Origin of the sequence: Paraburkholderia sp. J76 (assembly GCF_905220295.1) — a bacterium.
GTDB lineage: Bacteria > Pseudomonadota > Gammaproteobacteria > Burkholderiales > Burkholderiaceae > Paraburkholderia.
The window spans coordinates 1-12,847 of the sequence record NZ_CAJMZJ010000015.1 but is presented as its reverse complement, the minus strand read 5'-3'; the positions used below and the strand labels follow the sequence as shown (position 1 = coordinate 12,847).

14 protein-coding genes are annotated in these 12,847 nt (G+C 66.7%); 8 read left to right on the top strand and 6 right to left on the bottom strand.

Annotated features, from left to right (window positions below):
• Positions 1-3: 3 nt before the first annotated feature.
• A complete protein-coding gene (locus U5768_RS25235) occupies positions 4-621 on the bottom strand; it encodes a LysE/ArgO family amino acid transporter (RefSeq protein ID WP_322033238.1) in 618 nt (205 codons plus the stop codon).
• Positions 622-764: 143 nt separating this feature from the next.
• Here U5768_RS25235 and U5768_RS25230 point away from each other — a divergent pair, with 143 nt between their 5' ends.
• Both U5768_RS25230 and U5768_RS25225 read left to right on the top strand, forming a co-directional pair.
• Positions 765-1,673 carry a LysR family transcriptional regulator ArgP gene (locus tag U5768_RS25230; protein ID WP_322033108.1) on the top strand — a complete coding sequence of 303 codons (909 nt, stop codon included), beginning with the start codon at positions 765-767 and terminating at the stop codon, positions 1,671-1,673.
• 759 nt (positions 1,674-2,432) lie between these two features.
• The gene (locus U5768_RS25225) at positions 2,433-2,906 is read left to right on the top strand and encodes a DUF3331 domain-containing protein (RefSeq protein ID WP_322033107.1); all 474 of its coding nucleotides are present in this window, start codon (positions 2,433-2,435) and stop codon (positions 2,904-2,906) included.
• Between the two features lie 202 nt (positions 2,907-3,108).
• On the opposite strand, the gene U5768_RS25220 is transcribed toward U5768_RS25225, so the two are convergent.
• Both U5768_RS25220 and U5768_RS25215 read right to left on the bottom strand, forming a co-directional pair.
• On the bottom strand, positions 3,109-4,362 hold the full coding sequence (locus U5768_RS25220) for an MFS transporter (protein ID WP_322033106.1): 1,254 nt from the start codon (positions 4,360-4,362) through the stop codon (positions 3,109-3,111).
• Positions 4,363-4,373: 11 nt separating this feature from the next.
• Positions 4,374-5,393, bottom strand: a complete 1,020-nt coding sequence (locus U5768_RS25215) for a PRC-barrel domain-containing protein (protein ID WP_322033105.1) — start codon at positions 5,391-5,393, stop codon at positions 4,374-4,376.
• Between the two features lie 462 nt (positions 5,394-5,855).
• Between U5768_RS25215 and U5768_RS25210 the strand changes: the two genes are divergently transcribed.
• Complete coding sequence (locus U5768_RS25210; protein ID WP_322033104.1) at positions 5,856-7,256, top strand: NCS2 family permease; 1,401 nt, start codon at positions 5,856-5,858, stop codon at positions 7,254-7,256.
• 117 nt (positions 7,257-7,373) lie between these two features.
• Here the strand turns inward: U5768_RS25210 and U5768_RS25205 are convergent, their stop codons facing one another.
• Positions 7,374-7,793, bottom strand: coding sequence for a hypothetical protein (locus U5768_RS25205; protein WP_322033103.1), 420 nt, complete (start codon positions 7,791-7,793; stop codon positions 7,374-7,376).
• 121 nt (positions 7,794-7,914) lie between these two features.
• On the opposite strand from U5768_RS25205, the gene U5768_RS25200 reads away from it, so the two are divergent.
• The 3 genes from U5768_RS25200 to U5768_RS25190 are packed head-to-tail and all read left to right on the top strand — an operon-like array spanning position 7,915 to position 9,490.
• Positions 7,915-8,367: a metalloregulator ArsR/SmtB family transcription factor gene (locus U5768_RS25200; RefSeq protein WP_322033102.1), complete on the top strand. Its 453-nt coding sequence runs from the start codon at positions 7,915-7,917 to the stop codon at positions 8,365-8,367.
• Positions 8,367-8,705 (top strand): SRPBCC domain-containing protein, encoded by a 339-nt coding sequence (locus tag U5768_RS25195; RefSeq protein WP_322033101.1) that lies wholly within the window; start codon positions 8,367-8,369, stop codon positions 8,703-8,705. The genes U5768_RS25200 and U5768_RS25195 overlap by 1 nt, the downstream gene beginning before the upstream one ends.
• A gap of 44 nt (positions 8,706-8,749) precedes the next feature.
• A complete protein-coding gene (locus U5768_RS25190; RefSeq protein ID WP_322033100.1) occupies positions 8,750-9,490 on the top strand; it encodes a thioredoxin family protein in 741 nt (246 codons plus the stop codon).
• Between the two features lie 29 nt (positions 9,491-9,519).
• Here the strand turns inward: U5768_RS25190 and U5768_RS25185 are convergent, their stop codons facing one another.
• Positions 9,520-9,702, bottom strand: a complete 183-nt coding sequence (locus U5768_RS25185; protein WP_110388606.1) for a hypothetical protein — start codon at positions 9,700-9,702, stop codon at positions 9,520-9,522.
• Positions 9,703-9,810: 108 nt separating this feature from the next.
• Complete coding sequence (locus U5768_RS25180) at positions 9,811-10,716, bottom strand: NAD-dependent epimerase/dehydratase family protein (protein ID WP_322033099.1); 906 nt, start codon at positions 10,714-10,716, stop codon at positions 9,811-9,813.
• A gap of 115 nt (positions 10,717-10,831) precedes the next feature.
• Between U5768_RS25180 and U5768_RS25175 the strand changes: the two genes are divergently transcribed.
• Both U5768_RS25175 and U5768_RS25170 read left to right on the top strand, forming a co-directional pair.
• Positions 10,832-11,761 carry a LysR family transcriptional regulator gene (locus U5768_RS25175; RefSeq protein ID WP_322033098.1) on the top strand — a complete coding sequence of 310 codons (930 nt, stop codon included), beginning with the start codon at positions 10,832-10,834 and terminating at the stop codon, positions 11,759-11,761.
• A gap of 123 nt (positions 11,762-11,884) precedes the next feature.
• Positions 11,885-12,847, top strand: a 963-nt coding sequence (locus tag U5768_RS25170) for an aromatic amino acid lyase (protein WP_322033097.1), incomplete at its 3' end; no start/stop codon positions are given.

Genomic DNA, 12,847 nt, shown 5'->3' with positions numbered 1-12,847 from the left:
CTTCTAGCGCAACTGCGCAAACGCGATCAGCAGCACCATGCCGCCGATGGCGCCGTCGAGCACGCGCCACGCCCCTGCGCGCCGGAACAGCGGCGCGAGCACGCGCGCACCGTAGCCGAGCGCGACGAACCATATCGCGCTCACGCACATCGCGCCGATCGCGAAGGCGAGGCGGCTGCCTTGTGGTTCGCGCGCGCCGGCCGTGCCGATCAGCAGGAAGGTGTCGAGATACACGTGCGGATTGAGCCAGGTGAACGCGAGCGTCATGAGGATGATCGGCCAGGTGCGCTGATCGCGCGCGAGCGTCCCGGCCTGGCTATCCAGCACCGCATGCGAAGGACGCATCGCGCGCCGCAGCGCGCCAATGCCGAACCACACGAGCCAGGCGAGCCCCACGTACAGCACGATGTGCACGAAGGTCGGATAACGTTCGACGAGCGCCGAGGCGCCGCCCACGCCCGCGCCGATCAGCACGAAGTCGGACAGGGTGCAGAGCAGGACGATCTTGCCGACGTGCGAGCGCAGGATGCCCTGACGCAGCACGAACGCGTTCTGGGCGCCGATGGTGACGATTAGCGAGGCGCACAGCGCCGCGCCGTGAGTGAAAGCGAGCCAGTTCATGATGGTTGCGAACAAGGTGAGAACGCAGGCGGCGCGGTGCGCGGCGGCTGCGGTCATTGGACATCGACAGGGAATGGCGCTAGTCTGCCGCCAGGAGCCGCCTAAGCAAAGCTCATTTTCATTAACCGGATTAAGGAACGCTAATGCTCGACTATGCCTTGCTCGATGCGCTCGCCGCCGTCGTGCGGCATGGTTCGTTCGATCGCGCTGCGGGCGCGCTCAACGTCACGCCCTCGGCGGTCTCGCAGCGCGTGAAGCTGCTGGAGGAGCGCGTGGGCACCGTGCTCGTCAAGCGCGGCCAGCCCTGCGTGGCGACCGCTTCGGGCGCGCTGCTGTGCCGTCACACGGAGCGCGTGCAGTTGCTCGAGGCGGAACTGGGCGGCGCCATGCCGACCTTCACGGGCGCGCTTGGCGCGGCGCGGCCGACGCTGCGCGTGGCTGTCAACGACGACAGCGTGGGCACCTGGTTCATCGACGCCGTGGCGGGCTTTTGCGTCGAGCGTGGCGTGCTGCTCGACCTGGTGATCGACGATCAGGACCACACCGCGCAGCGCATGCGCGATGGCAGCGTGCAAGGCGCCGTCACGACGCAGGCCGAGCCCGTGCAGGGCTGCCGCTCGACGCGCCTCGGCCGCATGCGTTACCTCGCGGTGTGTTCTCCGGCGTTCTTCGAGCAGTATTTCGCGCCAGGCGTGACGCGCGAGACGCTGCGCCACGCGCCGTGCGTCGAGTTCAATCCGAAGGATCAACTGCAAAAGCGCTTCATTCGCCGCGTCACGCGCGCGCAGATCGATCCGCCGCTGCACTGGATCGCGCACGTGGCCGGTTTTCTGCGTTGCTGCCTCAACGGGCTGGGCTGGGGCATGTGCCCCGAGCGCATGATCGCGCCGCATCTCGCGCGCGGCGAACTTGTCGAACTCACGCCCGGCCGCGCGCTAGACGTCGAACTCTACTGGCAGAGCTGGCGGCTTTCCATTGGCTGGCTCGACGACTTCGGCGCCATGCTCAAGGCGCGCGCCGCCGAATTTCTCGATCAGGGCCGCGGCACGTGAGACTCGCCGCGCGATACGCCATTCGTTTGTCTTTATCGCCGGATTCAATCGCGCTTTAGCGTGCATGCTTTTGGTGCGGATGATCTCGCCTGTCACATCACCGCTTTGTTTGCCATTCGTATGTCACCAGTTGCACAATGACGGCATTGCCGGGCAGGAAAGCCCCTTAAAGGAATATTCAAAATCCATTAATTGCTATTCCGAATAGTGGAATGGCGCGATATTGGATACGCATGACGGGCGTGTGCCTCGTGCGCGAATAGGGCGGTCAATAGACTGACGTTTAGTATGTGAAATGCCCGATGGCCCTATGTCAATCAGGGTATTGCGTTTCATTGATTGGTCACGTCTTCTGTGTAAGAGTGGAGCCCCTATGATGTAGGTAAAGTCCTTCGGAAAGGCCATGGGCGGGCTTTCCGGGCGTCATGCGTCCCGCGGACGCATCGTGGGCTGTAACAATTCACTTATGTGAAAAGCCCTGCTGCGCGTGACATCAATACGTAAAACGGTTATTTTTTCCGCAGTGAGTTTGTTAAGTATCATCGAATCGGCAAAAAAGTTGTAGATGTAAAGAAACCAACATTGGAGGCTTACAGTCGGAACTGAAAGCTCCACCGTCACGTTTTTTGCATTTGGCATTATCGTGTGAAAATTGCGTTTTTCCTGTGGATTGCGAGTTGGACACGCTATAATCCGGACGTGGCAGAGTGCTTATTCGACCGGCATATTTGAATCGTTTCCACGTGCACGAGGTGCATTATGACGAAATTAGATACCGGCAGCGTTTGGCAACAAACCATTGACCTTCTGTCCGCGGCTTCCGAGCCGCTCAGCCTGGAAAGCGAATTCGAAGGCGGCAGAAGCTGCAAACCGGTACCCATCACACGCGGCGCTTCGGAGGCGGCCAACCGGCGGCGCGCCACCGTGCGTTCGTGGGATGCGCAGGGCATCACCTTGATCCGGCGGCATGATCCGGACAGCATCACGGTCTGCTGGAGCGACGCCACCTACGGCCGCTACTCCGACCAGTTGTGGCGGGTCTGTACGGCGCGCCGCAGCGCCGTCTGTGCGTTGACCGGCGAGAAGATCCGCCGCGGCGACGCCGTGTTCCGCCCGAGCCCGAATCGCCGCCATCGCCCGGCCAATGCCGACGCGATGATCCTCGCGAGCAAGCTCGACAACCTTCCCAACGCCGTCGTCGCGGCGCGTCTGGACGAGGCGCTGGCCGCCTGAGCGTTTGCCCGGGTTTATCTGGGTTTGCCTGGGTTTGTCTGGACCCGCTCGCTTCGGCTTCGTTATCTCAACGTCATGAAACTGCGCGAACCGGCGCCCTGAGGGGCGCCGCGGTTCGCGCGGAAAAAGCCGGGTTGCCACCACGTGCTTTCGCAGGCGCAACCCGCGCCCGCGAAAGCGGTGCACCTTCGTGCATGACTTCCTACACCTTGGCGTCGCGGGCGTTCTCTTCTTCGAGCGCGTCGCGCGTCTCGGGCATGGCCAGCCACACCATCAGCACCGAAGCGGCGCCGGCGCTCGCGAGCGCGAGAAAGCTCACCGTGTTGCCCAGGTGATCGGCAATGAAGCCGGCCAGCGCCGTCGAAAGCGTTGCGCCTATCCCCGCCGAAAGTCCGAAGAGCCCGATACAAAGGTTGTAGCGGCCTTTGCCGCCCGCCACGTCGGCGGCGATGAGCGGCAGCATCACGCCGAACACGGCGGCTGACAAGCCGTCGAGCATCTGCACCGGCACGAGGAAGTACGGGTTGGCGACGGCGGCGAACAGCAAAGCCCGCAGCGGCAGTGCGCTAAAGCCGAGAATCAGCACGGGGCGGCGTCCCCAGGCCTGCGCGGTGCGCCCGACCCACGGCGACATCAGCGCGACGATGGCCTGCGGCACGATGATGCACGCCGCAATCACGAGCTGAACGTTGTCGCCCATGCCGGCCGTGACTTCGCCGGCGGCCAGGTTGAGCATCGCGGCGTTCGAGAGGTGGAACAGCACCACGCAGGCCGCGAAGATCAGCATGCGCCGGTCGCGCAGCAGGTCGAAGATCGTTTCGCGCGGCTCGTCCGGGGCCGCCGCGGCGCGGGCCTTGCCGGGCTTGACCGCGGGTTTGGCGTAGGCGGCGTTCTGGTCGTACCTGATCATCGCGAGCGCGACGAGCGCGGGCAGCGCGAGCGCGGCCGTCAGCCAGAACACGGAGCGCGGCGACCAGTACTCGCCGCACAAGCCCATCAGCCCGGCGGCCACCGCGCTGCCGATCGAGGCCCAGCGCGCGTTGCGCCCGAGCCGGTCGCCCAGGTTCTGGCGGCCGACCAGCGCGAGCGCGAGTGCGGCCATGGCCGGCACGAGCATGCAACTGGCGAAGCCGTGGAAAACCTCGGCGGCCATGACCGCCACGACGGTCGGGCTCGACGCGAGCAGCACGGCCGAGATGATGATTGCGACGATCGCCCACGCGGCGGCCGCTTTCTTGTTGCGCAGGGCGTCCACTGCGGCGCCGCCCGGCACCTGGCTCACCATCGCGCTGATCGTGCCCACCGAAAGCGCGAGGCCGATCTCGCCTTGCGTCCACTTGTGCGAAGCCAGATACGACGCGATGAACGGCCCGAAGCCCGTTTGCACGTTCGCGACGAAGAAGTTCAGCCAGTCGAGCGCGCGTACGCTGCGCAGGTCGGGATTGCGTTGTTGCATGGTGCCGTCCGTCATTTGGCACCGTGGGCATTGGCTGCCGAGGCGACCGGCGAGGCAGCGGGCGCGGCCTGCGCAGCCGGGGCGGCGGGCGCCTGCGCGGCCGCAGGCGTCACGGCGCGCACCGGTTGGTCGGGGGCGTAGGGCGGCGAGGCGTCGACCTGCTGATCGCTCATTTCGAGCTGCGCTTCGAGTGCATTGTTCTTCGTGACGAAATGCAGCGCGGACCAGTCGGCGGCGATCGTGTGGCGCTTTTCGAGCGTGCCGCTCACGTCGAGCACCACGGCCTGCGGGGCCGCGCTGCCGTCGATCAGCACGTCCACCACGCGGCCGACCTTGGCGCCGTTGGCGCGCGCCACGTCGGCGTCGAGCATGGGCAGGCGCGTCGCGCTCGCCTCGGGGTTGCCGGGCTGGGGCGCGCCGGCCTTGGGCCGGTCGGGCACCTGCAACTGGCTTGCGGGCAGGGCGAGCGTGATGGCGGGCGTCTTAGGCTGGGTATTCACGCGCACGCCGCTCCACGGGAAGTTGGCCTTGCGGTCGCCAATGCCCATGAAGCCTTGCAGATTCACCACCACGTCGACAGGCTTGCCGCCGGGGCCCGTGACCATGTCGACGGCGCGGCCGACGACCTTGCCGTCGGTTTTTTGCACTTCGCTGTCGAGCAGCGTTCGGAAGGTGCCGCGCTGGAGCGTGCGCACCTGCACGATCGGCGCGGGGGGCGGCGCGCTCGGGGCGCTGGCGGGCGCGGGCGGCGGCGGCGCCGGCGGGCGGCGGTGCACCGGCGCGGGTCGCGGCTTCCTTGGCGCGGGCTTGATCGTGCTCTCCGTTTCCGGCTCGCTCGCGGCTTCGGGCGCCGAAGCGGCCTCGGGCTCGCTCGCGGCAGGCTCCGGCTCGACGGCCACGGGCGCCTCCGGCTCGGGCGGCGGGGCCGGCCGGAACAGGCTGCAGCCCGAAAGCGCGAGCAGCATCAGCAGCGTCAGGGCGTACGGAAAGGGGAAAGCAGGACGTGCGCAACGCAAGATGCCGCGTCTCATCTACAGAAACTCCTTGGAGCAACCGGCGCGAGGCGCGCGGCTGGGGGAAACCGGGTCGGGATGCGTGAGTGTAACCCGCGCGCCGGGCCGATCCGCGTAATGAAGGCGCGCTTCGACGACGCGCGTCGGGCGCCGCAAGCGCCGAGCCGGGCCTCGACGCGCCCGGCTGCACCCCGCGGCGCCCAGGTGTAAACGCGAGGGGCGCCCGCGCGCCGCGCCCTGTTCATGGGCATATAAGCATCGCGGCATGAACTCAATGCGACTCGTGCGATGGGAGCGCATATCGGGTTCGCCTAACCTTCGCTCCATTCATAAAGAGATGTCAAAACCATGAGCGCCGGGAAGTAGAACAAGGCGGCGGCAACGCGTCGACACGACTAAATCATTCGAGACAAACCTGATGGCGGATCGGGCCGGTGAGCCGCGAACCGTTTCAGCATGCTGATAAAGGAGGCACTCACCATGATCGAACCCCACGCGCAGCCGCTTGCCGGTGCGACCGCCGCCGAAGTCGAACCCATCGAACTGGGCCGGGCCTCGGGCTTCATCGACCGCTATTTCGACATTGCCGCGCGCGGCAGCTCGCTACGTCAGGAGGCGATTGCCGGCGTCACGACCTTCCTCGCGATGGTCTATTCCGTGTTCGTCGTGCCGGGCATGCTCGGCAAGGCGGGCTTCGATACCAGCGCCGTGTTCGTGGCCGTGTGCCTGACCACGGCGTTCGGCTCGCTCCTCATGGGCCTGTGGGCGCGCCTGCCGATCGCGATCGGCTGCGCGATCTCGCTCACGGCGTTCACGGCCTTCGGCCTCGTGCTCGGCAAGGGGCTGAAGCCGGAAGTGGCGCTCGGCGCGGTGTTCCTCATGGGCCTCGTGTTCACGGGCATTTCGGTGACGGGCGTGCGCTCGTGGATCCTGCGCAACCTGCCGCACGGCATCGCGCATGGCACGGGCATCGGCATCGGCCTTTTCCTGCTGCTGATCGCCGCCAATGACGTGGGCCTCGTCGTCAAGAATCCCGGCGCGGGCCTGCCGGTCTCGCTCGGCCATATCACGTCGCTGCCCGTGATTCTTTCCGTGGTCGGGCTCGCCGCGATCTTCGGTCTCGTGCGCCGCCGCGTGCCGGGCTCGATCCTGATCGTGATCGTCGCGATCTCGGCGCTCGGCCTCGCCATCGATCCGGCCGTGAGCTTTCACGGCGTGTTCGCGTGGCCTTCGCTGTCGGCGCCGGGCCATGCTTCGCTGATCGGCGCGATGGACGTCAAGGGCGCGCTTTCGCTCGCCGTCCTGCCGAGCGTGCTGGCTCTCGTGATGACGGCCGTGTTCGACGCCACCGGCACGATCCGCGCCGTGGCAGGGCAGGCGGGCCAGCTCGACGCCAACGGCCGCATCGTCAACGGCGGTCGTGCGCTCACGGCCGACTCGGTCAGCTCGATCTTCTCGGGTTTCCTCGGCGGCGCGCCGGCGGCGGCCTATATCGAATCGACGGTGGGCGTGGCCGCGGGCGCGAAGACGGGCCTCGCCGCCGCCATGGTGGGCGTGCTGTTCCTCGCGGTGATGTTCTTCGCGCCGCTCGCGGGCCTCGTGCCCTCGTACGCCACCGCGCCCGCGCTGATGTACGTGGGCCTCATGATGCTGTCGAGCGTGAGCCGCCTCGACATGGCCGACATGGTCGATTCGATGTCGGGCCTCGTCTGCGCGGTGTTCATCGTGCTCACGGCGAACATCGTCACGGGCATCATGCTGGGCTTCTGCACGCTCGTGATCGGCCGCGTGGTGAGCGGCGAGATCCGCAAGCTGAACGTGGGCACGGTTGTGATCGCCGGCGTGCTGGCCGCGTTCTACCTGGGCGGCTGGGCCATCTGATGGCTGGATGAAAATCGGATGACCCGGTCTTCGCCCGGTGGCCACGGCGGCACGACCGGGCGGCTGCACGGCCCGCGTCGCTTAACTGCGGCGCGGGCCGTGTGGCTTTCGCGGGCGTTATTCCGGCAGCACGCTGTTGCGTCTGCTGTTACGTCCGCTGTTGTGTCCCTTCGCCGCTTTGCGCGGCTTGCGCGGTTTGGGCTCCACGCCGATGCGCGGGTCGCGCGCGAGCACGAGCGCGCTCAACTGCGCGGCGGTATCTTCGAACGCCGCATCGGCTTGCGGCACATAGAGCCATTTGCCGAGCACGGGGTGCGCTCGCAACGCCGGGAGCGCTTCGACGAGCGCTGCATGGTGGTCTCGCGAGGTGCAGACGAGCACGCCGTTGAACGGCGGATCGCGATCGGCGGCGACGAGGCACAGCGAGCCGTCCAGATACGCGGCGTCGCAGCCGAACATGGGCTTGCGGACATAACCGGGCTCGCGCTCGAAGGCGTCGAAGATCCAGAGCAGCGAATTGCGGATTTTGGACGGCATGGCATGACATGGCGGCGGCGAAACGGCCATTCTAGTGTCGCGAGCCCGGCCGTGCGCGCCGTTGCTCGCCCATGCCGACGCTTTCCTTGACATCGCGCTTTCGTCGCCTATGCTAAACCACATGGTTAAGTATGAAGACGTTGCCCTCGACCGCACCTTCGCCGCGCTCGCCGATCCCACGCGCCGCGCGTTGCTCGCGCGCCTCGCGCAGCACGACGAACTTTCGGTGAGCGCGCTCGCGCAGCCGTTCGCGATGTCGCTGCCCGCGGTCATGAAGCATCTGGACGTGCTTGCTCAGGCGGGCCTCGTCACGCGCGAGAAAACCGGCCGCACGGTGGCGTGCCGGCTCGCCGCGGGGCCGATGGAGGACGCGATGCAGTGGCTCGCGCACTATCAACGCTTCTGGAGCGAAACACTCGACCGACTCGCCGCTTTCGTGGAGGAAGATGCATGTCTACCCAACCCGCAGCCGACCCAGGCAGCGCTCAGCAGGCGCCGACCCTCACCATCCGGCGACGCCTCAACGCCGGCGCCGCGAAGGTCTACGCCGCGTGGACGCAACCGGCGCAACTAATGCGCTGGATGCAGCCGCTCGACACGACCTGCATCCACGCCGAAGCGGACGTGCGCGTGGGCGGGCGCTTTCGCGTGATCATGCGCGGCGCGAACGGCGAAGAGCACGATGTGAGCGGCATGTATCTCGAAGTCGTGCCGGACGAAAAGCTCGTATTCACGTGGGCGTGGCGCAGCACGCCGGAGCGCGAATCGCTCGTCACGGTGACGCTGCGCGCCGACGGCCCCGCTACGGACCTCACGCTCAGGCACGAACGCTTCTTCGACGAAGCAGCGCGCGACGCGCACAACGAGGGCTGGACGAGCGCGCTCGACAAGCTGGCGGCGCTGTTCGACTGAACGGCGCTCACAGGCGCCGACGCAAACACAAGGAGGATTCGACGATGGAACCGCACAAGATCGTTTCGGAGACCGAATGGCTTGAGGCGCGCAAGGCGCTGCTCGCCGAAGAGCGCGCTTTCACGCACGCGCGCGATGCGTTGGTGGCGAAGCGTCAGGCGCTGCCGTGGGTGAAAGTCGGGAAGACGTATACGTTCGAAACGCCGCAAGGCCCGCGCACGCTCGCCGAGCTGTTCGGGCCGCGCAGCCAGTTGATCGTCTATCACTTCATGCTCGGGCCGGACTGGGAAGAAGGGTGCACCGGCTGCTCGTTCCTCTCCGACCACGTGGACGGCATGCTGCCGCATCTGGAGCATCACGACGTGACATACGTGGCAGTTTCGCGCGCGCCGCTCGCGAAGATCGAGGCGTTCAGGCGGCGCATGGGCTGGCGTTTTCCGTGGGTGTCGTCGAATGGGAGCGACTTCAACTTCGACTATCGCGTATCGTTCAGCGAGGCCGACAAGGCGCGCGGCAAGGCGATCTACAACTACGCCGAGCAGGACTACGTGAGCGACGAGTTGCCTGGCGCCAGCGCTTTCTACCGCGACGAAGCGGGCAACGTGTACCACACCTATTCGACTTACGCGCGCGGCGCCGAAATGTTGATCGGCACGTATGCGATGCTGGAACTCACCGCGAAGGGGCGCAACGAAGAGAAGGACATGCGCGAGTGGATGCGCCACCACGACCGCTATGAGGACGCGCCCGCGCAGTCATCGTGCTGCGCGCACGAGAAGCAATAGGCGGCTGCGCGATTCGCAAAAACATCGCGCTACAGCGACATATCGAACGCAGGGCGCAGCAGCACTTCGATCGCCATCACGATGAGTCCCATCGCGCCGGCGGCGAGCGTCAGCGTGCCATATTCGTCGTAGCGCGCGTCGTAGAGGCACGCGACCACGAACAGAATGGCGAGCAGATTGGTCAGCCAGTCGAAGTTCAGCGCGAGGAGCATCGGCGTATCCGGGCCCGGCGCGTGACGTGCGCCGGCGAGTAGTGCAAACCGCCCGGATTCTAGCGGAGCGACCTTACGGATACGCAACAATAGCGTGCTCTACAGCACTTATCTTTGCGGTTTCGGCATCTCGTTGCGGATCCAGTCCGTGACCGAGGTGCGCCGCGGCTGCCAGCCGAGCAGCTTGCGGGCGCGCTCGCCGCGCACGCGGCTGTTCGAGCCGAGGCCGTACGACGCCATCTCGTAACCCCATTCCTCGATCGCGGCTTCGAGCGGCCAGTCCTGCGGCGCGCCGAGACCCATCGCTTCGGCAAGCGCCGCGGTCATGGCGCGGAAGTTCGCTTCGCCGCTCTCGACGAAGTAGAACGTGCCCGCCGGCGTGTTGTCGAGCGCGAGGCGATAGAGTTCGGCCACGTCGTCGACATGCACGTTCGACCAGATGTTCAGGCCGCGCCCAACGTGGCGCATCACGCCGCTCTTCTGCGCCTGGCGGATGAGCCGCGGCAGTTGCACGCTCGCGGCGCCCGGCACCGCGCCCACGCCGTAGATCAGCGTGTTGCAGAGCACGGCGCTTTTCACGCCGCGCGCCGCCGCCGCGAGCACGAGATTGTCGATGGCCACGCGCGCCGCCTTGTCGGCGGTCGGCTCGGGCAGGGCGTCTTCGTAGTAGATGCGTTCGGTCGCCTCGCCGCCCGACGCGTCGCCCACGATGCTCGATCCGCTCGTGTGCAGGAAGGTCTTGCCGGAGCCTTCGAGCGCTTCGATGAGCGCCTCGACCGCGCCGCGGTGGTCGCTGCTGGCGGCGTTGATCACGGCGTCGGCGGCGCGCGCTTGCGCCATCAGCGTCACGCGGTCGTCGAGATCGCCCTGGATGGGCACGATGCCGAGCTTTTCGAGGTCGGCGAACTGCTCGGGCCGGCGCACGAGGCCGCGCACCTCATGTCCCGCGCGCACGAGATGCGCCGCGATCGTTCCGCCGATAAATCCACCCGCGCCTGTCACGAATACTTTCATGGGTTGCTCCTGGTCCTGTTCCGATTGCGATGGACGCCAGTATCGGCGCATTCGGGCTTTGCAAAAACCGTGTTAGTCTCAAATGAATCTTGACTACAAATCAACAATAGCCACGATGAAGACGTCGACCGACGAACTGCTCGTATTCGTCACGGTGATCGACGCGGGGTCGATCACCGCCGCCGCCGAAAAGCTCCAGCAAACCGTATCGGGCGTGAGCCGCGCGCTCTCGCGGCTCGAAAAGCAACTGGGGGTCGCGCTGATTTTGCGCACCACGCGGCGCTTGCAGCTCACGGAAGAGGGCGAACTTTTCCTCGATCGGGCCCGCGCCATTCTCGCGGCGATGGCCGACGCCGAGGAGGCCGTCATGCGCCACCGCGAGCGGCCTTCGGGGCGGCTGCGCGTGGATGCGGCCACGCCGTTCATGCTCCACTGCATCGTGCCGCACGTCGCGGCGTTCGCCGACGCCTATCCCGAGATCGAACTCGAACTCACGAATAACGAGCGCATCGTCGATCTGCTGGAGCAGCGCGTGGATATCGCCATTCGCATCGGCACGCTGCAGGATTCCACGCTGCATGCGCGCGCGCTCGGCACGAGCCGTTTGCGCATTGTCGCGAGTCCCGGCTATCTCGCGGCGCACGGCACGCCGCGCAGCGTGGCCGCGTTGCGCGAACATCGGCTGATCGGCTTTACGGCGCCCGCGCATCTCAACGGCTGGCCTTTGCGTGGGGCCGGCGGCGAGGCGCTTGCCGCAACAAAGACGCAGGAGACCGAGCCGGGCTACGCCATCGCGCCCGCGCTTACGGCATCGAGCGGGGAGACGATACGCCAGCTCGCGCTTGCCGGAAGCGGCATCGCGTGCCTTTCCGACTTCCTCACCACGGCCGACCGGGACGCGGGGCGTCTCGTCACCGTGCTCGACGACGCGCTGATCGAGTCGCGCCAGCCGATCCATGCCGTGTACTACCGCAGTGCGGCGCTCGCGGCGCGCGTGCAATGCTTTCTCGCGTTTATCGGGGGCAGGCTGCAACTGGAAGCGTGACGGCGGTTTGCGCGTTCTCGTGGATAGTCCCAGGTTCCGGAAGCCGCAAACGGGAGTTGTATAGACAGGCGCGCCAGGCTAGACTTCGCCCACTTTCGCGACTTGTATAGACAGGATTCGACCATGCTCCCGACCCTTCGCCTCACGCCCGGCCATCTGACCCTGCCCCAACTTCGCCAGATCGCGCGCGAGGCGGTGCGGCTCGAACTCGATCCGGCCAGCTTCGACGCCATCGACGCGGGCGCGCGCGCCGTGGCCGAGATCACCGCGAAGGGCGAGCCCGCGTACGGCATCAACACGGGTTTCGGGCGTCTGGCGAGCACGCATATTCCCAACGACCAGCTCGAACTGCTGCAGCGCAATCTCGTGCTCTCGCACGCCGTGGGCGTGGGCGAGCCGATGTCGCGTCCGGTCGTGCGTCTCCTCATGGCGCTGAAGCTGTCGAGCCTGGGACGTGGCTATTCGGGCATCCGCCGCGAAGTGATGAACGCGCTCATCACGCTCTTTAACGCCGACGTGCTGCCGCTCATTCCCGTGAAGGGCTCGGTGGGCGCTTCGGGCGACCTCGCGCCGCTCGCGCATATGTCGGCGGTGCTGCTTGGCATCGGCGAAGTGTTCATCCGCGGCGAGCGCGCCAGCGCCGAAGCGGGTCTCGCCGCTGCGGGCCTCAAGCCCCTCGCGCTGCAGGCGAAGGAAGGTCTCGCGCTGCTCAACGGCACGCAGGCTTCCGCCGCGCTCGCGATCTACAACATGTTCGCGATCGAAGACCTCTACCGCACGGCGCTCGTTTCGGGCGCGCTCTGCGTGGATGCGGCGGCAGGTTCGGTGAAGCCGTTCGACGCGCGCATTCACGAACTGCGCGGCCATCGCGGCCAGATCGACGCGGCCGCGGCCTACCGCGCGCTGCTCGAAGGCTCGGCGATCAACCTCTCGCACCGCGACTGCGGCAAGGTGCAGGACCCGTATTCGCTGCGTTGCCAGCCGCAGGTGATGGGCGCGTGTCTGGACCAGATGCGCCACGCGGCGCAGGTGCTGCTCGTCGAAGCGAACGCGGTGTCGGACAATCCGCTGATCTTCCCCGAAACG